17 protein-coding genes and 1 pseudogene are annotated in these 23,139 nt (G+C 64.7%); 10 read left to right on the forward strand and 8 right to left on the reverse strand.

The genetic code is table 11. From position 1 onward, the window contains the following. Positions 1-41 precede the first annotated feature (41 nt). The 10 genes and pseudogenes from KWO_RS05440 (at position 42) to KWO_RS05485 (ending at position 11,842) form a co-directional block, all read left to right on the forward strand. Positions 42-2,116 (forward strand): annotated as a pseudogene (locus KWO_RS05440) (S46 family peptidase). 91 nt (positions 2,117-2,207) lie between these two features. Further along, positions 2,208-2,852, forward strand: coding sequence for a histidine phosphatase family protein (locus KWO_RS05445; RefSeq protein ID WP_010368581.1), 645 nt, complete (start codon positions 2,208-2,210; stop codon positions 2,850-2,852). 89 nt (positions 2,853-2,941) lie between these two features. Then, entirely contained in the window at positions 2,942-3,439 is a 498-nt protein-coding gene (locus KWO_RS05450; protein ID WP_227254296.1) for a hypothetical protein, read from the forward strand. Positions 3,440-3,591: 152 nt separating this feature from the next. After that, the gene (folC, locus tag KWO_RS05455; protein WP_010378404.1) at positions 3,592-4,890 is read left to right on the forward strand and encodes a bifunctional tetrahydrofolate synthase/dihydrofolate synthase; all 1,299 of its coding nucleotides are present in this window, start codon (positions 3,592-3,594) and stop codon (positions 4,888-4,890) included. Between the two features lie 67 nt (positions 4,891-4,957). Continuing rightward, positions 4,958-6,022, forward strand: coding sequence for an SPOR domain-containing protein (locus KWO_RS05460; RefSeq protein ID WP_017113524.1), 1,065 nt, complete (start codon positions 4,958-4,960; stop codon positions 6,020-6,022). Between the two features lie 215 nt (positions 6,023-6,237). Continuing rightward, positions 6,238-7,017 carry a CvpA family protein gene (locus KWO_RS05465; protein ID WP_010378398.1) on the forward strand — a complete coding sequence of 260 codons (780 nt, stop codon included), beginning with the start codon at positions 6,238-6,240 and terminating at the stop codon, positions 7,015-7,017. A 30-nt stretch (positions 7,018-7,047) separates the two neighbouring features. Continuing rightward, positions 7,048-8,514 (forward strand): amidophosphoribosyltransferase, encoded by a 1,467-nt coding sequence (gene purF / locus KWO_RS05470; RefSeq protein ID WP_010368572.1) that lies wholly within the window; start codon positions 7,048-7,050, stop codon positions 8,512-8,514. 138 nt (positions 8,515-8,652) lie between these two features. Then, positions 8,653-9,477 (forward strand): ferritin-like domain-containing protein, encoded by an 825-nt coding sequence (locus KWO_RS05475; RefSeq protein ID WP_017112890.1) that lies wholly within the window; start codon positions 8,653-8,655, stop codon positions 9,475-9,477. A 556-nt stretch (positions 9,478-10,033) separates the two neighbouring features. Beyond that, positions 10,034-11,287 carry a zinc-dependent metalloprotease gene (locus KWO_RS05480; RefSeq protein ID WP_010378389.1) on the forward strand — a complete coding sequence of 418 codons (1,254 nt, stop codon included), beginning with the start codon at positions 10,034-10,036 and terminating at the stop codon, positions 11,285-11,287. A 135-nt stretch (positions 11,288-11,422) separates the two neighbouring features. Next, positions 11,423-11,842: a hypothetical protein gene (locus KWO_RS05485; RefSeq protein WP_010368563.1), complete on the forward strand. Its 420-nt coding sequence runs from the start codon at positions 11,423-11,425 to the stop codon at positions 11,840-11,842. A gap of 176 nt (positions 11,843-12,018) precedes the next feature. Here KWO_RS05485 and lpxH read toward each other — a convergent pair whose 3' ends face one another. The 8 genes from lpxH to KWO_RS05525 form a co-directional block, all read right to left on the reverse strand. Beyond that, positions 12,019-12,762, reverse strand: coding sequence for a UDP-2,3-diacylglucosamine diphosphatase (lpxH, locus tag KWO_RS05490; RefSeq protein WP_010378387.1), 744 nt, complete (start codon positions 12,760-12,762; stop codon positions 12,019-12,021). Between the two features lie 637 nt (positions 12,763-13,399). Then, the gene (locus tag KWO_RS05495; protein WP_010368558.1) at positions 13,400-13,942 is read right to left on the reverse strand and encodes a phosphatase PAP2 family protein; all 543 of its coding nucleotides are present in this window, start codon (positions 13,940-13,942) and stop codon (positions 13,400-13,402) included. After that, positions 13,923-15,059 (reverse strand): glycosyltransferase family 4 protein, encoded by a 1,137-nt coding sequence (locus tag KWO_RS05500; protein ID WP_010378385.1) that lies wholly within the window; start codon positions 15,057-15,059, stop codon positions 13,923-13,925. The genes KWO_RS05495 and KWO_RS05500 overlap by 20 nt, the downstream gene beginning before the upstream one ends. Positions 15,060-15,282: 223 nt before the next feature. Beyond that, on the reverse strand, positions 15,283-16,803 hold the full coding sequence (gene ppx / locus KWO_RS05505; protein WP_010378383.1) for an exopolyphosphatase: 1,521 nt from the start codon (positions 16,801-16,803) through the stop codon (positions 15,283-15,285). A 176-nt stretch (positions 16,804-16,979) separates the two neighbouring features. Beyond that, positions 16,980-19,082: a polyphosphate kinase 1 gene (ppk1, locus tag KWO_RS05510; protein WP_010368548.1), complete on the reverse strand. Its 2,103-nt coding sequence runs from the start codon at positions 19,080-19,082 to the stop codon at positions 16,980-16,982. Between the two features lie 116 nt (positions 19,083-19,198). Next, on the reverse strand, positions 19,199-20,527 hold the full coding sequence (gene phoR / locus KWO_RS05515; protein ID WP_010368545.1) for a phosphate regulon sensor histidine kinase PhoR: 1,329 nt from the start codon (positions 20,525-20,527) through the stop codon (positions 19,199-19,201). A 72-nt stretch (positions 20,528-20,599) separates the two neighbouring features. After that, positions 20,600-21,289: a phosphate regulon transcriptional regulator PhoB gene (gene phoB / locus KWO_RS05520; protein WP_002806631.1), complete on the reverse strand. Its 690-nt coding sequence runs from the start codon at positions 21,287-21,289 to the stop codon at positions 20,600-20,602. 184 nt (positions 21,290-21,473) lie between these two features. Next, on the reverse strand, positions 21,474-23,120 hold the full coding sequence (locus KWO_RS05525; RefSeq protein WP_033006600.1) for a M48 family metalloprotease: 1,647 nt from the start codon (positions 23,118-23,120) through the stop codon (positions 21,474-21,476). Between the last annotated feature and the right edge of the window lie 19 nt (positions 23,121-23,139).

Raw genomic sequence — 23,139 nt, forward strand, 5'->3', positions numbered from 1 at the left:
CCACGCTGGCAGTGGCTTCATCTGCGCAAGCCGGCGAGGGGATGTGGGTTCCACAACAACTGCCGGAGATTGCCGGACCACTGCAACAAGCCGGCTTGCGTCTTTCGCCGCAGCAACTGGCCGACCTGACCGGCGATCCGATGGGCGCGGTGGTGTCGTTGGGCGGCTGCACCGCCAGCTTCGTCTCGCCGCAAGGGCTGGTCGTGACCAATCACCATTGCGCGTACGGCGCGATCCAGCTCAACTCCACTGCGCAGAAGAATCTGATCCGCGACGGCTTCAGCGCCGCCAGCGCCGGGGCGGAACTGAGTGCCGGGCCAAACGCGCGCATCTACGTGCTGGACCGCATCACCGACGTCACCGAGCAGGCGAACGTGGCGATCGCCGGCGCCGGTAGCGATGCGCTCAAGCGCACCCAGGCGCTGGAAACGTTCGACAAGGCCCAGGTTGCGGCCTGCGAATCCGAGGCCGGCTACCGCTGCGAGCTGTACAGTTTTTCCGGCGGCAACACCTATCGGCTGTTCCGCACCCTGGAGATCCGCGACGTGCGCCTGGCCTACGCGCCGCCGTCGGGATCGGCAAATTCGGCGGCGACGTCGACAATTGGATGTGGCCGCGCCACACGGGCGATTTCTCCTTCTACCGCGCCTATGTCGGCAAGGACGGCAAGCCCGCTGCCTATGCCAAGGACAATGTGCCGTATCGGCCCAAGCACTTCCTGAAATTTGCCGACCAGCCGCTGGGCGCTGGCGATTTCGTGATGGTGGCCGGCTACCCGGGGCGCACCAATCGCTACGCGCTGGCCGCCGAATTCGACAACACCGCCAACTGGGCGTATCCCACTGCCGGACGTCAGTACCGCGACCTGATCGCGCTGGTCGAGCAGGCCGGCAAGCAGGACCCGGACATCCAGGTGAAGTACGCCGCGACCATGGCCAGCTGGAACAACGCAGCCAAGAACTACGAAGGCCAACTGCAGGGTTTCAAGCGCATCGACGCCGCCACGCAGAAACAGACCGAGGAGCGCGCGGTGCTGGCCTGGCTCAAGCGCCAGGGCCGCGACGGCCGCGCAGCGCTGCAGGCACATACGCAACTGCTGGCGCTGGATGAGCAGGCCAAGGCCGCCCGCGACCGCGACTTGATCCTGCGCCAGATGCGCCGCACCGGCGTGCTTGGCAGCGCGCTGTCGCTGTACCGCCTGGCAATCGAGCGCGCCAAGCCTGATGCCGAGCGCGAACCAGACTACCAAGAGCGCGACCTGCCGGAGATCGAGGGCGCGCAGAAGCAGATGGAGCGTCGTTACGTCGCCGCGATGGACGGGCAGTTGCAACGCTACTGGTTCGATCAGTACCTGAAGCTGCCCGCTGCGCAGCGCTTGCCGGCGCTGGACCAGTGGCTGGCCGGCGCCGACGCGCAGGCCGCTTCCGCGCGACTGGCCGGCACCAAACTGGGCAGCACTGACGAGCGTTTGAAGTGGCTGCATGCCGACTGTGCTGCGTTCGAGGCTAGCGAGGATCCGGCGCTGCGTTATGCGGTGGCGCTGATGCCGTCGCTGCTGCAGATCGAACGCGAAGAAAAGCGTCGCAAAGGCGAAGAATTGCTGGCGCGCCCGCGCTATTTGCAGGCGCTGGCGGACTACAAGAAGAGCCAGGGCGCGTTCGTCTATCCGGACGCCAATTCCTCGCTGCGCATCACCTTCGGTAACGTCAAGGGCTACACCCCCAAGGATGGCGTGGCCTACACACCGTTCACCACCTTGGAGGGAGTGGCCGCCAAGGACACCGGCGCCGATCCGTTCGATTCGCCCAAGGCCCTGCTGGAGGCGGTCAAGGCCAAGCGCTATGCCGGCCTGGAAGACAAGCGCCTGGGCACGGTGCCGGTCAACTTCCTGTCGGATCTGGACATCACCGGCGGCAACTCCGGTTCGCCGGTGATGGACGCGAAAGGCAAGCTGGTCGGGCTGGCGTTCGACGGCAATTGGGAGTCGGTGAGCAGCAGCTGGGTCTTCGACCCGGCAATGACCCGCGTGATCGCCGTAGATAGTCGCTATCTGCGCTGGATCATGACCGAAGTCGCCCCGGCGCCACAGCTCTTGAAAGAACTCGGCGTGCGCTGACGTGGGCGGCCGGCGGGCGGTGGCAGGGGTTATGATGCGGTCCGGTTTCGCTGCGGCGAGCCGGTCCCTCCCCCCTAGGAACCCCCAGCGCATGCGCATCCTGCTTGCTCGTCACGGCGAGACGCCGTGGAACGCCGAAGGCCGTTACCAGGGCCAGATCGATATTCCGCTGTCGCCGGTGGGCGAAGGCCAGGCGCGCGCGTTGGGCGAACGGCTGCACACGCTGCAGATCGACCGCGCGGTGGCGTCGCCGTTGTCGCGCGCGCAGGCCACTGCCAAGGCCGCCTTGGGCGCTTCGCGCGAGGCACTGCTGCAGACCGATGCCGACCTGCAGGAAATTGCGCACGGCGAATGGGAGGGCCTGCTGGCCAGCGAGATCAACGACAAGGATCCCGCACGTCTGCGCGCCTGGCGCGAAGAGCCCGACACCGTACTGATGCCAGGCGGCGAATCGTTGCGTCAGGTGCTGGACCGCAGCTGGCGTGGGCTGGTGCGCGCCGCCGAGGGACTGGGCGCCGACGACACCTTGCTGGTGGTCGCGCACGATGCGGTCAATCGCGTGATCCTGTGCAAGATCCTGGGCCTGCCGCTGTCCAAGCTGTGGAGCTTCCGCCAGGCCCCGACCACGCTGAACCTGCTCGAAGGCGATGACGTGGAGCATCTGGAAGTGGTGCGCCTCAACGACTGTGCGCACCACACACCGTTCTTTGGTGAGGCAAAGCATCGGGCGTTGTAAGGCGAGGCAGAGCAGGGGCGCTGGATCACGCAATTGACGCGCCATGCCGTCGCAGTTTCTAAGTGGCCCAAAGTTGTCGGATACACGCTTTGGCAAGTGTGGTTGGCTTGTTGGTACTAGGGGCGTTCTCCGATTTTATTCCCGCGCCTTTTCTGTCCGGGCAACGCTGGCTCTTGCCGATGTGGCTGCTGGGCGCCGGACTGACGGCGCTTGTTATCGCGCCGATGGATGGAAGGCGGTCTTCGGCAAGCACCCGGTCAATACCGTTCTGGCGCTCTGTCTCGCGCCACCGTTACTGGGATTTTTGTGCTGGCTGGCGTTGGCTAGAGGCGGGCCATGGGTTTACACGTGCACTGCAGGCACCGATTTTGAAGAAGTGCATGTCATGCAGACCGCATACGTGCGCACTGCGCGGACCTGTAAAATACCGCTTGAGTGGCGGGCCGCTGGAGCATCGGTTTCCAAACCATCTATGCATCGACGAAGACCTGTATCGACGTCATCCGGAGCAGCAGGTGCCGATGCGGTTGCGTGGTCAACTGTCGGTACTGGGCATGCGGATTGCGGCGAGTGCTGAAGACCCTTGAAAGCGCGTTTGACTGCGTTCCATGCCTGCGCCCTGCACAAGCGCTGCTTCGGCCTCACAAAGCAAGAAATCGCAATGGATCGAGCACCGCTGTGGCATGCGTTTCGCAAGCGTAAATGGCGATAATGTGCCCCTCTCTGCGCGGCACTCCCCATGAACGCAACGAACTCTCTCTCCGACTGGCTCGCCTACATTGAGCAGCAGCATCCCAGCGCCATTGCGATGGGCTTGGAGCGTGTTCGCGAGATCGCCGCGCGGTTGCAGATCACCGCGCCAGCAACGCACGTCATCGTCGTGGGTGGGACCAATGGCAAGGGCTCCACGGTGGCCTTCATTGAGGCGATCGGGCGTGCAGCCGGTTGGAAGGTCGGTGCCTACACCTCGCCGCATCTGCTGCGCTACAACGAGCGCGTGCGAATCGATGGCGAGGAGGCTAGCGACGCGCAACTGGTGGACGCGTTTGCTGCAGTCGAGGCGGCACGCGGCGACACCGCGCTGACCTATTTCGAGTTCGGCACGCTGGCGGCGCTATGGCTGTTTCAGCAGTCCGCGTTGGAGTTGGCGGTGCTGGAAATCGGCCTCGGCGGGCGCCTGGATGCGGTCAACATCGTCGATTCGGATGTGGCGGTGATCACCACGGTGGATATCGACCATACCGATTGGCTGGGCGAAGACCGCGAGGCCATCGGCACCGAGAAGGCCGGCATCATCCGCGCCTGGAAGCCGGTGGTGCTGGGTGAGATCGACCCGCCGTCCAGCGTGTTACGGCGCGCCTACCAGTTGGGTGCCAATGCGATCCGTGCCGGCAGCGATTATTTCTTCGAGCCGATCGACGCAGGGCAGGTTGAGACCCCGCAATCCGGTGCGCCGCAATGGCGTTGGCGCGATGTGGCAGTGACGCTGGAATTACCGATGCCTGCATTGCACGCGCCGGTACAGCTAGCCAACGCGGCCGCGGCGATCGCCGCATTGCAGACCTTGCCGGTGGAGGTGCCCGATGCAGCCTGGGCGCAGGGCATCGGCAACGCGCAAGTGGCCGGGCGCTTGCAGCGGCTCGAGGTCGATGGCGTGCAAGTGCTGTTGGATGTCGGCCACAACCCACAGGCCGCGCGCGCGCTGGCCGCCGCGCTCGGTGCGCAGGCGCATGCCGGCAGCACCTACGCGATCTACGCTGCATTGGTCGACAAGGACGTGCTGGGCGTGGTGGAGGCAGTGGCTGGGCAGATCGACCACTGGGCACTGGCGGGGCTGGAAGGTGCGCGCGGCCAATCGGCGCAGGCATTGCAGGCCCGTCTGCAGGGCAGTGTCGCCGCGCAGGCGCCGTGTCATCGGGATGTTGCCAGTGCGGTGCGTGTGGTCCTGGACGCGGCCAGCCCCGGCGACCGCGTACTGGTGTTCGGCTCGTTTCACACCGTGGCCGACACATTTAGCGCACTTCATTCAGCCCGCTGAGGTCGTCGGGGTGGCGCCGGCCTTATAATCGCCGCGGCACCCCGCCACGCCGCCTCTCGTCTCTTCCGTGGATACTGCTCTGAAACAGCGACTGATTGGCGCCATCGTTCTGGTGGCGCTTGCCGTGATCTTCCTGCCGATGCTGGTCAAGGGCCCTGCGCCGTCGAGCGGTGTGGCCGATGTGCCGCTCGAGGCACCTGCAGCACCCGCCAATGGCGAGTTCGAAACCCGCGAATTGCCGCTGGTCACCCCGGGCAATGCGCCGGCCGGTGGCGCGCTGGGCATGGCTGGTGCGCCAGCGCCGGTGCAGAACAATCCCGATGCGGCCGATCTGGCCGCTCCGTCCAGCACGCCCTCCGCACCGGAAGTGGCCGCTGGCAATTACGCGGTCAATTTCGGTGCCTACGCCACCAGCGCCGATGCCGATGCGGTGATTGCGCGGCTCAAGCAGGCGCAGTTGCCCGGCTTCAGCGAAAAGACCCAGATCAACGGCCGCCCGGCCTGGCGCGTGCGCGTTGGACCGTATGCCGACCAGGCCCAGGCCGAATCGGCCCGCCTGCAGGCAGTGAAGGTGCGCAGCGACGTCAACGCGCAGGTAGTGACATTGGATGCCAACGCCGCCGCGCCGGCGCCGGTCGCCAGCACGCCAGTGCCCGCAACCACCGCGAAGCCTGGCAGCAGCGTAGCCGCCGCCAGCACCACGGCACCCACCAAGACCGAAAGTCTGCCGCCGGAGCCCGCCAAGCCGGTGGCCGCCGCGCCCAAGCCGGCCGACGTGCCCAAGCCCGTGCCGGCCAAGCCCGAAGTCACCAGGCCTGCCACCGCCACGCCTGCAGCCGCCAAGCCTGAGCCTGCCAAGCCGGTGATCACCGCGCCGGCAGCGCCTGCGGCCAGTGCGGTCGGTTTCGCGGTGCAGCTGGGTGCGTTCGCGCGCGCCGAAGATGCCGATGCCTTGCGCGACCGCGTACGCGCTGCCGGCTTCAGCGCCTTCGTCGAACAGGTGCGGACCGACAAGGGCGCGCTCAGCCGCGTGCGTGTTGGCCCGGTCGCCAATCGTGGTGATGCCGAACAGTTGCGTGCCCAGGTGGCAGCCAAGGTCGGTATTTCCGGCATGGTGCGGCCACATCCGTAACGTCTGTACCGGCCGCAAGCAAGTGCGGTCGCTGCGTATGTGGCAGCCGCTCGTACACTGCAACTGCTGTCGTACCGTTATGTGGTCGCTAACTGCCTGCACTGCGCAACCCGCAGCCACGGGATTTCCGAACGCCTCGCACCCATGGAGGGGAGGGCAATGAGTACCGAGCCAGATTGCACCAACGGCGCATGCGCCGCGCGGAGAGCTTGCCGATGATCGACATGGTGCTGGGCGTCATCATTCTGGTGTCGGCGTTGTTGGGCTTGTTGCGCGGGTTTGTCGCCATCGTGGTCGGCACCTTGTCCTGGTTGCTTGCCGGCTGGGCCACCTTCATGTTCGGCGGCGCGGCCGCGCACTGGCTAGCCAATGGCAAGCATCCCTCTGCCACCGAATCTTTCGGCGGTTACGCCATGGTGTTCGTCGGGGTGCTGATCTGCGTAGCGGTGATTGGCATGGTGATCCGCGCGGGTGTGGACGCGATCAAGCTCGGCGGCATCGATCGCATGCTCGGCTTCGGCCTGGGCGTGGTGCGCGGGGCGTTTCTGGCCAGCGTGCTGGTGTTGCTGATGGGCTTCACCCCACTCCCGCGCGAGCCGGCCTGGCGCCAGTCGGTGCTGCTGCCCATGCTGCAGCCGGGCGCAGGCTGGATGCGGGCGCAACTGCCGGCCTGGCGAATGCCGTCGATGGACATGCCATCGATGGAACTTGGCAACTTGCCAACGGAGTTGGGGAAGTTGCCTTCGGCAGGCGATAATACGGACCTGGGCAAGGCACTTGGCGGTTCCGGGCTGAGCGACACCATCACGCGTGCGCTTGGCAAACCCGGCAAGACGGCTGGCGACGGGCGCGATAACCTTCTCCAGGCCGGTGCGGCGCAGCGTGCTCCGACGCGGGCGATGCCGGCCAACATCGATCCGGCGCAGGTTCGCGGCGGAGAAAGCGACCCGGCTCGGGTCGAGTCCCAAGGCCAGGCACGGCCACCTTCACAGTAACGGCGCAAGCCGAAGCGGAGAACGCGCACCATGTGTGGCATCGTCGGTATTGTCGGCAACCAAAACGTCGCCGGGCAGCTTTATGACGGCCTGACCGTCCTGCAGCATCGTGGGCAGGACGCCGCAGGCATCGCCACTGCAGATGGCACGCGCCTGCGGGTGCAGAAGGCCAATGGCCTGGTCCGCGACGTCTTCGACGAAAAGAAGATGGCGGTGCTGGAAGGCCGCGTCGGCATCGCGCATTGCCGCTACCCAACCGCAGGGTCGGAAGGCATGGACGAGGCGCAGCCGTTCTACGTCAATTCGCCTTACGGCATCGCGCTGGCGCACAACGGCAACCTGATCAACACCGAGGCCTTGCGCCAGCAGGTGTTTGAAGCCGACCGCCGCAACATCAATACCGATTCGGACAGCGAAGTGCTGTTGAACGTGTTCGCCTACGAGCTGGACGCGCAGCGCATGCTTACCCCCGAAGCGGCGATCCGCGCGGTGGCTGGCGTGCACCGCCGCTGCAAGGGCGGCTATGCGGTGGTCAGCGTGGTGCTGGGCCTGGGCCTGGTGGCCTTCCGCGACCCGCATGGCATCCGCCCGCTGGTGCTGGGCAAGCGCGATCACGCCGAAGGCACTGAATACATTGTGGCCTCCGAATCGTCAGCACTGGACATCCTGGGCTATCAGCGCGTGCGCGACGTGCGCCCGGGCGAAGCGTTGGTGATCACTGCGCGCGGCGAGCTGTTTTCGGAAGTGTGCGCTTCGCCGACCAACAACGTGCCGTGCATTTTCGAGTACGTCTATTTCGCGCGTCCCGATTCGATGATCGACAACATTTCGGTGCACAAGGCGCGCATGCGCATGGGCCTGAAGCTGGGTGAAAAGATCCTTCGCCTGCGCCCGGATCACGACATCGACACCATCATTCCGATCCCGGACACCTCGCGCGACGTGGCGCTGGAAATGTCCAACGTGCTGGGCGTGAAGTACCGCGAGGGCTTCGTCAAGAACCGCTACGTGGGCCGTACCTTCATCATGCCGGGGCAGGGCGAGCGGCAGAAATCGGTGCGTCGCAAGCTCAATCCGATCCACCTGGAATTCCGCAACCGTGTGGTGTTGCTGGTCGACGATTCGATCGTGCGCGGCACCACCAGCCGGCAGATCGTGCAGATGGCGCGCGACGCCGGCGCACGCAAGGTGTATCTGGCCTCGGCCGCGCCGCCGGTGCGTTATCCCAACATCTACGGCATCGACATGCCGGCCGCCGAAGAGCTCATCGCGCATGGCCGCAGCGAGCTGGAAATCCAGGAGTTTCTGGGGTGCGACTGGCTGATCTACCAGGATCTGGAAGACCTGGAAGTGGCGGTGCGCGAAGGTAACCCGGACATCAAGCAGTTCGATTCTTCGTGCTTCAACGGCGAGTACATCACCGGCATCGAACCGGGGTATTTCGAACGCATCCAGCAGCTGCGCTCGGACGATGCCAAGAAGCGTCGCCGCGCCTGAGTTACCGCGGCGACACGGCCGATTGGCCGCGTTTGCCGGGCTGGCGCTGTCGGCAGGCTGTGCAGGACGAAATGCCTGGGAGCGCATGCGTGCGCACTGGGTTTCTGCAGCGAGCCCTCACCTGTTGTGGTCGGCAGCATGAGCATCGGCTCGTTTGAAAATACCGAGTTGTTCGACGCTGCGCGCTTGTGCCTTGCTCAGGCCGACCCGCTGCAGAAAGTTGCGTTGACCCAACACTACGCAGCGGCCTTTCGCGCAGGCCATCTTGCGATCGATCCGGCAGCGCCTGCGCCGGAGCCGATCCGCATGCCGGGCCGTCCGCCCACGCCGCTGCTGGTACATCCGCGCGATTTGCCGCGTCGTGGATTAGGCACGCCAGAAGGGCGCGCTGCGTTTATCCACGCGATTGCGCATATCGAACTCAACGCGATTGATCTAGCCTGGGACGCGGTGTATCGCTTCCATGGTTTGCCGCAGGCGTTCTATGCCGATTGGGTGGCGGTGGCCGATGACGAATCGCGCCATTTCATGCTGTTGCGCGCGCGCTTGCAGGCGCACGACCACGATTACGGCGACTTCGCCGCGCATAACGGGCTGTGGGAAATGTGCGAGAAGACCGCGCACGACGGGCTGGCACGCATGGCCCTGGTACCGCGCGTGCTCGAAGCACGTGGGCTGGATGTGACGCCAGCGATGATCGTCAAACTACGTTCACTCGGCGATGTGGCGACTGCCGAGGTACTCGAAATCATCCTGCGGGAAGAAGTGGCACACGTGGCCGCCGGCTCGCGCTGGTACCGCTGGTATTGCGAGCAGGCCGGCGTCGAGCCGCGTGCACGTTTCAAGGCCCTGCTACGCGAATACGCCGGTGGCTATCTGCATGGGCCGTTCAATCTGCAGGCGCGCATGCTTGCCGGTTTCGACGAAGACGAGTTGGCCGATCTGGTGGAGCAGGCTGGCTGAGCGTTGCTAAGGTCTGTGCGTCGTGGATAGCCAGTCGTGGCTGGTGGCCTGAATCTGCATGACGCATACGTGCGCTGCCTCCGGGCCCACGCACGTCCAGCGATGCTTTCTTGCACGTTTACAGCCAACTGGGCGTACACCAATGCACGCATCGTTACGCATTGACGACGAGGCAACATATGTCATCTGCAGTGATATGACATGGCGCCGCGGTGTCTGCAGATGAAGATTGACGCAATCAATCGCGTGGCCGAGGCAAGCATGTGTATGCAGATCGATCTTCTTTGCGACGCGATCGCGCACCTGTTACGTCTGACTGCGGCAAGCGCTTGTTCGATAAGCCACTAAAGTGGAGCGCACTCTTCCGCAGACTGTGCGCTGGTTCCTGCGTAATAGCTGCTGGAATCGCATCCAGGTATCGGCAAACATCACATAAATGTAATTTACCTTTATAACAACTTGCATTCTGTTCAATGTAACGCGCCCTAATGGCGTCCCGGGGGCAGGGGCCCGGTGTTTCACATCCGTAACTTTCATGTCTTAGGAGAGAAAGACCATGAAGTCGAAGTCGATGTGCGCCACGGTGGGTCTGATCGCCATGTGCCTGGCCGGTTCCGCCGCCGCTGCTGGTAAACCGCTGTATCAAACCGGCCCTGCGCTGAGCCGCAGCGCCACCGCCACCGTAGCAGCCGAACCGTCGCTGCAACGCCTGTTGAGCGCCCCCTCCACTGCGAACGCGCAGGTGGTCCAGCTTGATGCCGGCGCGGTGACCGCCTCGGAAAAATTGCTGGAACTGCAGCTGGATGGCCAGACCATCACCGCCACTCAGGCCAAGGTCGATGCGCTGGAGGGCGGCGACAGCGTGTGGTACGGCAACCTGGGCCCGCGTGCCGGCAGCCGCGCACGCACGCTCTCGGGCGTCGATCCGCTGAACTCGGCCATCCTGGTGCGCAGCGGCGAGACCGTCACCGGCACCATTCGCTACGCCGGCAAGCTGTATCGCCTGCGTCCGCTCGCCGATGGTCGCCACGTGCTGGTGCAAGTGGATGAGCAACGCATGCCGCAGGAGCATCCGGCCGAATACAGCCTGCTGCCGAAGTTCGACATGCCCGGCGATGGACGCGTCACTGCCGCAGCTGCCTCATCAGGCAGCCCGGCGACCATTCGCGTGCTGGTGGTGGCCACCAACAAGGCCGTGACCGCTTACGGCGGCAACATGCAATCGCTGGTGCAGCTGGCGGTGGCCGAAGCCAACCAGGGCTACATCAATAGCAATGTCGGCATCACTATGCAGCTGGCGCGCTACGAGACCACCAGCTACACCGAAACCGGCAACTTCACTACCGACCTGCAGCGCTTCCGCGTGACCAACGACGGCTACATGGACAGCATCCATACCAGTCGCAACACCTACACCGCCGATGTGGGTGTGATTGTCCTGGACAACAGCAGCTACTGCGGTCTGGCATCGGGAATCGGCTCTAACGCCGCAAGCGCGTTCGCATCGGTGTACTGGGATTGCGCCACCGGCTACTACAGCTTCGCGCATGAAATCGGGCATCTGCAGAGCGCACGCCACGACGCCACCAACGACCCAAGCACATCGCCGTATGCCTATGGTCACGGCTACCGCTACGGCAACAGTTGGCGCACCATCATAGCCTACGACTGCTCCGGAGGCTGCCCGCGTCTGAACTACTGGTCCAACCCCAACATCAGCTACAACGGTGTGCCCATGGGTAATGCCAGCACCGCCGACAACCAACGCGTGCTGGTTAACACCAAGGCCACGATTGCCGGCTTCCGTTGAGTCTTGTTGATTGATCCAAGCCTGGCCCGGCACCGCACGTGCCGGGCTTTTCTACGCTACACCCGCGCGCGTTGATCGCGCAGACTAGGCGCACCGCCGGTGACAACCGGCCCTGCCCCGTCGAGCGGAGCTTTCATGTCCACGTCCCTGCACTTTGTGTTTGTTTTCCTGGCCGCGCTGACGCTTGCCGGATGCAAGCAGCAACCGGCCGAGCCCGTTGCCACACAGCCCACGCCTGCCGTTACCGCGCCTGCAGCGCCCGCCAGTGACGACGCGCAAACCCGCGCGCTGAATGCGCTTGAAGCCCGCTTGCAGAGCGACCATGTGTACCCGGACAACTGCATCGGCATCATGGCCGAGGAAGGTGATGCGCCTTCGCCGGAGTCGTTCGATTTTGCGGTACGCGAACGCCACGGCGACGGTTGTCCCGGCGACCCGCAGACCAGCCCGGTACGCGACCGTTTCCGCGTGCAGGCCGATGGCACGTTGCTGTGGTACGACGTGGTGAACGGCGATTTCGTCGACTATGCCGAGCGTGCGCGAAGCATGCAGTGATGCGTTGCGGTCGTCGATCGGCGTAGACGCGCGGATCTGCGTGCGTGCTTCAAGAAGAAGCACTTGAGACATCACTTCATAGAGCCGTGAGGCGGTGGCGTGTGCCTCGGATGCGCTTGGATGATCCTGCGCGCGCATTGAATGCAGCATCGCCTTGCCAGTGCAAGCACAGCGCGCTACAGCGCCAACTGTTCCAGCGCCACGCCATCGGCATCCACACGCAAGACCGAGCCTTGTTCGTACCAGTCGCCCAGCACGATGCGCGTGCAGGTATTACCGCCGGCCTGCACGGTGTGGATGGCAGGGCGATGGGTGTGGCCGTGGATCAGCCGGTCCAGCCCGTAACGCACGAAGGTGGCTTCCACTTCGGCCGGCGAGACGTCGGTGACGGTCTCCAAGCGCGCCTGGTCGCCCTGCCTGAGTTCTGCATGCCGCGCCTGACTAGCCGCGCGCGCCTGCTGCGCGAACGCCACGCGTGCGGCCAGCGGCTGGGCCAGGAACTGCGCCTGAAACACCGGGTCGCGTGTCTGCGCGCGAAACGCCTGGTAGGCCATGTCGTCGGTGCACAGCAAATCGCCGTGCATCAGCAGCGTGGTGTGCCCGTACAGATCGATCACGGTGGGGTCGGGCAGGATGCGGAAGCCCGCGCGCTGCGCGTAGGTGTCGCCCACCAGGAAGTCGCGGTTGCCGGCCATGAAGAACACTGGCACGCCGGCATTGGCCACCGCATGCAGCGCCACTGCCACCGCATCGGCGGCAGTGGACGGCGTGTCGTCGCCGATCCAGGCTTCGAACAGATCACCCAGGATGTAGAGCGCGTCGCTGCCGGGTACCTGCGTGCGCAAGAAATCCAGAAATAACTCGGTGATCGCCGGCCGGGCCGGGTCCAGATGCAGGTCGGAAATGAACAGGGTCGTCATTGCGTCATTGTACGGCGGGAGCGTGGGGCGGTCAGGGGCGGGGATGGGAGATTTGTGATTCGGGAGTGGAGATTCGAGATTGGCGGATCATGGCTGATGAGTGATTTGGTATTAGACGTTGGGGCTTGTCGATCTGCTATTGGTGGTACACGTCAGTCATTGGCTTCGAAGCCACTGGCGATCAGTTTGAGTTGCCCAATGCCCGACGTCCGATGCCTCTGATCAGTGGTCACGCAGGCGTGGCGCTCGTGAGCATTACTCGGCACCAGAGCGTTACGCGCGGCGGCTATCATCAAGAGCGAAACGCAGCTCACCCCTGCGGAAGAGGAATAGGGGTGAGGGTACGGGGCGAAGCCACACGCTGAAGTCGCACAGCTGCGCTATGTGGTTCCATTATCAACCTACGTGCAAGAGCAATTGATCGTGCAAGAACAATCGACGGTAAGTGCATCAGGCCTCGCACGTGCCCGTATCCGCCCCTGCGTGGCGCCTTCCCCCCCATCAAGTAGGACAATATCCCGAAGGGAGAAGGGTGAGGCGAGGACGCGCTGCTGCCTGCTTGGTTCCGTCCCGGTTAAGCGTCGGTCTATCTTTCCGCCTGCCTGTCAGTAAGCCGCGCCCCGCCAATGGCTAGCGCTTACCCCAACACCACCGGCAGCCCCCACAGCGACAAACTGGCCAGCAGCACACCGATCACGGTGGCGGCCAGCACGTCGCTGGGATAATGCAATCCAAGCACCACGCGCGAGAGTGCCACGCCGGCCGAAAATGGCACCAGCAAGGGGGCGAGCCAGGGGTAGTAGGCCAGTGCCACGATGCTGAAGGAGACCGCGTGCAAGGTGTGGCCGGAGGGGAAGCTGAACTCGTCCAATGGTGCCACCCAGGCGCGAATGCGCACGTCCGCCGCATAGGGGCGCGGGCGGCGGGTCCAGCGCTTGAGCGCCTTGTACAAGGTCAGTGCGAGCACGCCGGTGGCGGCCATGTGCGCCGATGCACGCACGCCATCCATGCCGTCGAGCACCACCAACAAGCCCATCAAGGCGTACCAGAACACGCCGTCACCCAAGCGGCTGATGGTGGAGAACGCGCGCCGTACCGGGTTGCGCCGGCACCAGTGATTGGCGCGTCGGCACCAGCGCGCTTCGTGGCCGCGCAAGACCTCAAGCCGCGTTGACGACATAACGCCCCCGTGCAGCGCTGATGTCCAGCAACAAGCCTTCGAAGTCGGAGACCACATTGTCCGGATGCAGTTTTTTCATCGCTTGCGCCGCCGCGTTGCCGATGCGTTGGCGCAGTGCATCGTCTTCGGTGAGTGCGACAGCGGCCTGGATGAAGGCCTCGTCGGTGTCCACCGCCGCGCCGGTCTGACCATTGTGCAGATATTCGCGTGCGGCGCCGTAATCGAAAGCGACCGTCGCCACGCCGCTGGCCATCGCTTCCAGCGTCACATTGCCGAAGGTTTCGCTGCGGCTGGGGAACAGGAATAGATCACCGCTGGCGAAGTGACGCGCCAGTGCATCGCCACGCTGGACGCCACAGAAAATGAAGTCGGGATTTTCGTGCGCAATCTTCTCGCGTGCCGGGCCATCGCCTACCCACACGAAGCGTGCTTTCGGGCGTATCTGTTGCAGCTTGCGAAAGGCGCGTACGGCCAGCGGCAGATTCTTTTCGTTGGCAATGCGCCCGACGTAGATGGCGGCAAAACCGTCGCCTTCGATGCCCCAGTCCGCGCGCAATGCAAGATCGCGACGACCTGGATCGAATTGCTGGCTGTCCACTGCGCGCGCCAGCAATTGCACGCGCTCGAAGCCGTCTTCGCGCAGAAATTGTTGTAATTCGCGCGTGGGCACCAAGGTGGCATCGGCCTGGTTGTGGAAGCGCCGCATCCAGCGCAGCGCGGTGCCCTGCAGCCAGGCGGCGCCGTAGTCGGGCAGGTATTCGTCAAAGCGGGTGTGGAAGCCGGTAGCGACCGGGATGCCGAGCCGGCGTGCTGCGCGCATTGCCGACCAGCCCAGCGGGCCCTCCGTGGCCACGTAGATCGCATCCGGTTGCGTGCTGCGCCAATGACGTACGAGACGGTGCGTGGCCGGCAGGCCGAATTTCAATCCCGGGTAGCGCGGCAGTGATGCCCCGCGCACCAGTAGCGCATCGGTCGTTGCGGTGTCGGTGCTCTGGCGTGGCCGCACCACATCCACGTGATGTCCGCGCGCGCGCAGGCCGGTTTCCAGGCCGTGCACGGTCAACGCAACACCGTTGACCTCGGGGGGATAGGTTTCGGTAACCATCGCGTAGCGCATGCCCGTTCTCCCGTTTTCGCTAGCTTCCGGGAGTGCGATGGCATTGATGTTGCGCTAGTAAGACGTGGCGGTGACAGCTGTGACGGGAATGGAGAATCGGGAATCGGGAATCGCAAAGGCAGCGTGCTGCACCGGTTCGGCGCCATGGACACCAGTCAGAAACTTCTAAGAGCCCCGTGGTGGTCTATTCCCGATTCCCGATTCCCGTCTGATGCCTCTGGCCTCAGGTCACAAACGGTTTGAACACAATTCCCAGGCCGGCCATGCTTTCGACTTCGCCGATCAGGTCGGCGCGTAGCAGTGGGCGCGAGTCGATCCAGCTTTGCGACAGGATCAGCGATAACCGGGTGTCGTCGGCGGTGAGTTCCAGGGTCGGAATCGGGTCCGACTCATGCGCGCGGTGCAGCAACACTGCCAGCCGCAGCAGTGCGGCCTTGCGCCGGGTTGGCAGCAGCAGGCGGTCCGGCAGCGCATCGAACGCGGTCTTGGGTACATTGCGCCGGTGCGTGCGGACCAGTGCGGCCAGCACTTGCTGTTCCTGCCGGGAAAAACCGGCGATATCCGAGTGTTCGAGAATATAGCTGCCGTGCACGTGGTACTGGCTGTGCGCAATGATCAGTCCCAGCTCGTGCAGGCGCGCAGCGCGGCGCAGCACCTGCGCATCGTCGCCATCCAGTTGCCAGGATTCGCAGACCTGGTCGAACAGCCTGCAGGCGGTGGCTTCCACGCGTGCCGCCTGGACTTCGTCGATCCCGTAGCGCTGCACCAACGATGCTACCGAACTGTCGCGCGGATCATTTTCGCCACCGCGGCCAAGCATGTCGTACAGGATGCCTTCGCGCATCGCCGCCTTGCTGACCATCAGTTTCTCCAGACCCAGCGCCTGAAATGCCGCTTCCAGCACCAAGATGCCGCCAGCGATGATCGGCCGCCGTTCGGCCGCCAGGCCGGGCAGCTGGATGTCTTCGATGCGCTTGGCCTTGAGCAGCTCATCGCGCAGCGCCGGCAGTGCCTGCGCCGTGATCGCGCCCTTGGTCAGCTTCATCGCCGCACACATCTCGCCAATGGCTTTGTGGGTGCCGGACGAACCGATCGCCTCGTGCCAGCCCAGTGCCTTGTACTGGCCGGCGAATTGCTGGAACTCGGCGCCGATCTCGGTCAGCGCATCTTTCCATTTCTTCTTCGACAATTTGCCGCCGGGGAAAAACCGCCTCGTGCTGGCGATGCAACCGGCCTGCAGACTTTCGCGTTCCAGCGTCTGAAACCCGCGGCCGATGATGAACTCGGTCGAGCCGCCGCCGATGTCGATCACCAGCCGGCGTTGATCCGACTTGGGCGGTTGCGCATGCGCAACACCGAGATAGATCAGGCGCGCTTCCTCACGCCCGCTGACCACTTCGATCGCATGGCCCAGCGCGGTTTCGGCGGGCATCAAAAACGCTTGCGGCGAACGCAGCTGACGCACTGTGTTGGTGGCCAAGGCGCGCACGTGCAGCGAGGGCACGTCGCGAATGCGCTGGCCGAAGCGCGCCAGGCATTCGAGCGCGCGCTGACGTGCCTCGTTGGAGAGCCCACCTTTGCCATCCAGGCCATCGGCCATGCGCACGGTCTCACGCAGGCGATCGACGACGCGCAGCTGACCCATCAGGTAGCGCGCAATGACCATGTGGAAACTGTTGGAGCCTAGGTCGATGGCGGCGAGAAAATCGCCATCGCGCAGGGGCGGAATCGTGGGGGAGGGCATTGGCATGGCCGCATGGTAGCCGATGGGCCGTTGGCCCGTGAGAGGTCATGCGTGGACCCATCAGGGTCAGGGCGCAGTCGGTGTTCGGAATCGCTGGATGCCACCTGCAGGCCACCGTTGCGGGCATGCCGCTCGCCTTCGCGGACGGCTTCCCACCTTGCGTGCTGCGGCGTTGCTCAGATCCGATCGAGCAAGGTCATCTGCGCCGAATGGGGGGGCTCGCCCGGGGCAGGCGTGCGCTTGTGGTACACGCCTTCGGCGTCCAGCTCCCAGGCGCTGACGTTGTCGTCCAGATAGTTCTGCAGTACCTCGCGGTAGACGCGCTTGGCCAGGTCCGGTTCCAGGATCGGGAAACAGGTTTCCACCCGCCGCAGCAGGTTGCGTTCCAGCCAGTCGGCGCTGGCGCAATACAACTCGGCGGCGCCGTCGTTGCCGAACCAGTACACGCGGCTATGTTCCAGAAATCGCCCCACGATCGAGCGCACGCGGATGTTGTCCGACACGCCCGGCACGCCGGGACGCAGCGTGCAGGCGCCGCGCACGATCAGATCGATCTGCACCCCAGCCTGCGAGGCGGTATACAGCGCACGCACCACTTGCGGCTCGTTGAGGGCGTTCATCTTGGCGATGATGCGGCCCGGGCGACCCTTGCGGGCCAGCCGCGTTTCACGATCGATCCGCTTCAGCACGCCGGCATGCAGCGTAAACGGAGACTGCAGCAACTGTTCCAGCTTCATGCGCGGGGCAAGCCCGGACAACTGCTGAAACAGCATGTGCACGTCGTTGCCGATCTCCACCTCGGCGGTGATCAGGCTGATGTCGGTATACAGGCGCGCAGTGCCGCTGTGGTAATTGCCGGTGCCCAGGTGCACGTAGCGTTTGAGCTTGCGGCCCTCGCGCCGCACGATCAGCAGCATCTTGGCGTGGGTCTTGAAACCGACCACGCCATAGACCACCTGCACGCCGGCTTCCTGCAACTTGTCGGCCAGGCCCAGGTTGGCTTCTTCGTCGAAGCGCGCACGCAACTCCACCACCACGGTGACGTCCTTGCCGTTGCGCGCGGCCAGAATCAGTGCATCGACAATCAACGAATCCTTGCCGGTGCGGTACAGCGTCTGCTTGATCGCCAGCACGTTCGGGTCGACCGCGGCTTGACGGATCACGTCCAGCACCGCAGTGAACGCATCGAAGGGGTGGTGCAGCAACACGTCGCCCTTTTTGACGATCTCGAAGATGCCCTCGCTGTCGCGCAAGGTGCGCGGATTGAACGAGGGGTACTTGAGTTCGGGACGTTGCACCAGGTCATAGACCTGCGTGACGCGGCTCAGGTTGACCGGCCCGACAATGCGGTACACCGCGTTTTCGTTCAGGCCGAAATTCTGCAGCAAGGTGCGCAGGATCGGCGCCGGGCAATCGTGCGCGATCTCCAGCCGCACCGCCGGCCGGTAGCCGCGCGTGACCAACTCGTCGCGCAAGGCCAGCGCCAGGTTTTCGACTTCTTCCTCGTCCACCACCAACTCGGAATTGCGGGTGACGCGGAACTGATAGGAGCCCATGACTTGCATGCCCGGGAACAGTTCGTCGACGAATTCTGACAACACCGAGGACAAAAACACGAAACTCTGCGCGCCTTCCGGCGACAGGCTTGCCGGCAGCTGGATGATGCGTGGTAGCGAACGCGGTGCGCGCACGATAGCCAGATGCCCGGCGCGGCCGAACGCGTCCTGGCCTTCCAGCACCACCACGATGTTCAAGGTCTTGTTGAGGATCTTCGGAAACGGGTGCGCCGGATCCAGGCCCAACGGCGACAACACCGGCATGATCTCGTTGCGGAAGTACGCACGCAGCCAGCGTTTCTGGCGCGAGGTCCAGGCCAAGCGGCTGAGCACGGCAACGCCGGCATCTTCCATCGCCGGGCGTAGCACTTCATTCCATGCGTGGTATTGCTGCTCGACCAACTTGGCAGCGCGATCGTGCACGGCATTGAGGATGGCGGTCGGGCTCAGACCGTCGGGTGCCGGCGGCAGCCCGAACTCCTGCGCATGCCGCACGGTGGCTGCGCGGATTTCGAAGAATTCGTCCAGATTGGTGCACGAGATGCACAGGAAGCGCAGCCGCTCCAGCAATGGCACCTGCTCATCGAGCGCCTGCGCCAGCACCCGGAAGTTGAAGTCCAGCTGCGAGAGCTCGCGGTTGATGTACAACGCCGGATCACGCAACGGATCGGTGGCGATATCGTCACCGGGTGTGATGTCGTGCAGTTCTTTGGCGTGGCCCATGGAATCAATCATCAAGACGGGTTATGTGCGTGGTTACCGCGCAACTGCAGCGCAGGCGATGCGGCGCGCGCTGAACGCGACTATCGCGCCGCGCTGTGGCGCGCACTGACTACATATCACGCCGAGCGTGACAGTGGCACCGATGGTTCGCGCCGCACGACACGCGCGGCGACGAAATGACACGAAAACTCGCTGCCGCGTCCCACTTCGCTTTCGATGTCCAGACGCGCCTGATGCAGCCCCAGGATGTGCTTGACGATCGATAGCCCGAGCCCGGTACCGCCGCTCTCGCGCGAGCGGCTGCTGGACACGCGATAGAAGCGTTCGGTGATGCGCGGCAGATGCGAGGCGGGAATGCCGTAGCCGGTGTCGCGCACGGCCAGCGCTGCGCCATCGCCTTCGCGCACGAAACGGATCGTCACCGTGCCACCGCCGGGCGTATAGCGCACCGCGTTGGTGACCAAGTTGGAAAATGCGCTGTGCAGTTCCTTGTTGGAGCCGAGCAGATCCACGCCGGCCTCGTCGATCACGTCCACGGTGTGGCGGCCCTGGCTGTGCGCCTCGGCCTCGCGACGCAAGGTCGACAGCATGGGCGCCATCGCCACGTGTTCTTCGCCAAGTTCTTCCTGCGATTCCAGCCGCGACAGCGTCAGCAGATCTTCAACCAACTGCGCCATGCGCTGCGATTGCTTGCGCATCTCCGCCAGCATCGGGCCCGAATCGGGGAAGTCTTCCGGGTCGAGCATGTCCAGATAGCCATGCACCACCGTCAGCGGGGTGCGCAGTTCATGCGAGACGTTGGCCACGAAATCGCGACGCACCTGCTCCAGCCGCAGCAGCTTGCTGACATCGCGCGCCACCAGCAGCCAGTAGTCGTCGGAATAGGGAATCAGGCGCAGATTCAGGCGCAGATCCGGATCGGCCGGCGAGGCGGCATCCAGCATCGGCTCGGCATTGCGCCCGGCTGCCAGCCAATGCGCCAGCGGCAACGGCTGCAGCCGCTCCACTATCGACACGCCCATGTCGCCGGGATGGTGCAGGCCGAGCAAACCGCCTGCTGCCTTGTTGAACCACTGCACGCGCTGGCTGTTGCGATCAACCACCACCACCGCATCCGGCAGCGCCTGCGCGGCGGCGCGGTAGGTGCGCAACATCTCGATCAAGCGCCGCTTGCGCCCGCGCATTTCCGCCTGGCTGCGATACAGCAGCCGGTCCAGTTCGTTCCAGGCGCCAATCCCGGCGGCAGGCTCAGCACGTTGACGCGCGGTGAGTCGCCGCAGCACCTGGCGCAGCCGCCAGTAATGCCAAGCCAGCACGCCCAGCGCGGTGAGCGTCAGCGCCATCCACACATGCTCGATCAGCACGCCCACCACGACGGCAGCGCCCAACAGCAGCGCAAGGGTGCCGAGCGTCTTGAGCCAGGCGGAACGGATATGTTGGGGCATGGAAGGCGTTACCACGAAGCATCAGGTAGACAGCGCCCCGGCCAGACTGCGGCCGGGCGGCTTGGCGGCACGTCAGGTCGCCGAAGAAAAACGATAGCCCGAGCCACGCACGGTCTGCACCATGTTTTCCAGGCCGAACGGTTCCAGCGTCTTGCGCAGGCGGCGGATATGTACGTCGATGGTGCGCTCTTCCACATACACGCTGCCGCCCCAGACATGGTCCAGCAGCTGGGTGCGCGTATACACGCGCTCCGGATGGGTCATGAAGAAGTGCAGCAGGCGGTATTCGGTCGGGCCGATCGGCACCGGCGCATCGCCAGCGAACACGCGGTGCGCGGCGCCATCGATACGCAGGCGTCCCACCGCCACGCTGCCGTCTTCGTCGTCTTCGCGGGTGCGCCGCATCACCGCGCGGATGCGTGCCAACAGCTCGCGTGCCGAGAACGGCTTGACCACGTAATCGTCGACGCCGGCTTCCAGACCGCCAACACGGTCGTTTTCCTCACCACGCGCGGTGAGCATGATGATCGGAATCTCGCGGGTCAGCTGCTCCTTGCGCCAGCGCCGCGCCAGGTCCAGCCCGCTGGTGCCCGGCAGCATCCAGTCCAGCAGGATCAGATCCGGCACGCGGTCGGCAATGGCGGTCTGCGCCTCGCGGGCATCACCGGCATGGATGGGCTCGAACTCGCCTTTGCGTAGCGCGAACGCCACCATGTCGCGGATCGCGGGTTCGTCATCGACGATCAGAATGCGTTTCTGCACGCGGGGCTTACCGTCTGGCTTTGGTGATCGCCAGTAGACTACGGTTTTGTGACTATAATGTGACATCGCCGGCATGGCCTGCGCGATGGTGATGGTTAGACGAAGCGGACTCGGCAGTTTCACTGCCGGCAGGCGGCCACCCAACACGCTGCTGTCGCATACAGCCGGCAACGCCGGTCAGCGATCAGCGTGTGGATAAATCCGGGTCGCGAATGCCTTGGCGCCGCAGCTCCAGCACGGTCGGCGTAATGGCGGCGATGCGCGCATCCACGCGCGCCCGTGTCACATAGTCGAGATCTTTCTTTTTCAGTGCTTCCAGCTGGATCAAGGCCTGTTCGGCGCGGCCGTTCAAGAACGCCGCTTCCGCATACGCTTCGCTGGCGAGCAGTTGGTCGCCGGAGAGCTCGCAGGCACGGGCGTAGCTCTGTTGCAGCAACGGGTCGTCGCTGCTCCGGTGCAACAACGGCTCCAGCACCTGGCGCGCGCGCTGGCCGGACTCCTTGCTGGCCTGCTCGTTGAGCGCGCTGGCATACGTCAGCGCCACCGCGCGGTTGTTCGGCAATTGCTTGAGCAACGCGTCAAAGCGCGCATTGGCCGCCTCGCGCTGGCCGACGCGCGCCTGCGCCTCGCTCAAACCCAGCGCCAACCACAGATTGTCCGGATGCGCCTCAAGCAGGCTGCTCAGCTCGGCCACCGGCTCGCCCGGCCGGCCGCCGCTGTTGCGCAGCTTCGCCAGCGCCAGGCCGTAGCGCTGCGCATCGCTCAAGCCTTGTTTGGCGCTGCGGCGCAGGGTTTCGTATTCGCGAATGGCCGCATCTGGTGTTGCCGCGCTGAGTACGCGCAGGCGCTCCTTGGCCCAATCGAAGCCTTGCTGGTCGGCACCACGGCTGAGCGCGTCCACCGGCAGCCGCAGGGCATAGGGAAGCAGTGCGTTGCCATTGCGGCTGAGCGGTTCCGACAGCGACGGGTCGGACGGGTCCACGCGCTCCTGGCGGCTTCCACCCGGCACCGAAGTGGTCAGCACCACGGTGTTCTTCTTCATCTGCTCGGCGCGTGCCTTGGCTTCGCTGATGCGGGTGACGGTGACCGGGTGGGTCTGCAGGAAATCCGGCGCGCTGTAACCGCCTTCGTTGGCCCGCATCGCTACCGACATGCGCTCGAAGAAGCCGGCCATCGCATCCACGTCGTAACCGCTGCGCGCCAGCGTGCGGATGCCCAGCCGGTCGGCTTCGGATTCGTTGGAGCGGGTGTAGTCGATCTGCCGCTGCTGCATCAGCCCCATCGCGCTGGTGATGGTGGCCATGGTGGCGTCGCCCTTGGAGTTGCCCCCGGCCTGCTGCGCTGCCACCACCGCTGCCAGCATACCGAGCAGGATCGGGATCTGGTCGCGCTGCGCACGCTCCACCCCGCGCAGCACATGCTGCTGGGTGACGTGGGCGATTTCGTGCGACAGCACCGCCGCCACTTCGTCCTCGCGCTCGGCGGTCAGCACCAGCCCCGCATTGACCGCCACATAGCCGCCCAGCGTGGCGAACGCATTGATCTGGCGGTCGCGCAGCATGAAAAACGTAAACGGCTGCTGCGGCTGGTCGCTGTTGGCGCCTAGCCGGGTGCCCATGGTCTGCAGCCAGTCGGTGATCAGCGGGTCGTCCAGCACGTAGTCGTAGTTGCGCAACTCGGCCAACATCATTTTGCCGTACTCGGCCTGACGTGCCGGGGTCAGCAACTCGCCGGCCGACGAACCGATGTCGGGCAGACGGTTTTCCTGCGCAGATGCCACACCCATGGCAACAGCCAGCGTGAGGGCAGTGGCGAGCGGTAGCAGGCGCAAGTGGAACTCCCAGGTAGTG

This window comes from Xanthomonas vasicola pv. musacearum NCPPB 4379 (assembly GCF_000277895.2).
Taxonomy (GTDB): domain Bacteria; phylum Pseudomonadota; class Gammaproteobacteria; order Xanthomonadales; family Xanthomonadaceae; genus Xanthomonas; species Xanthomonas vasicola.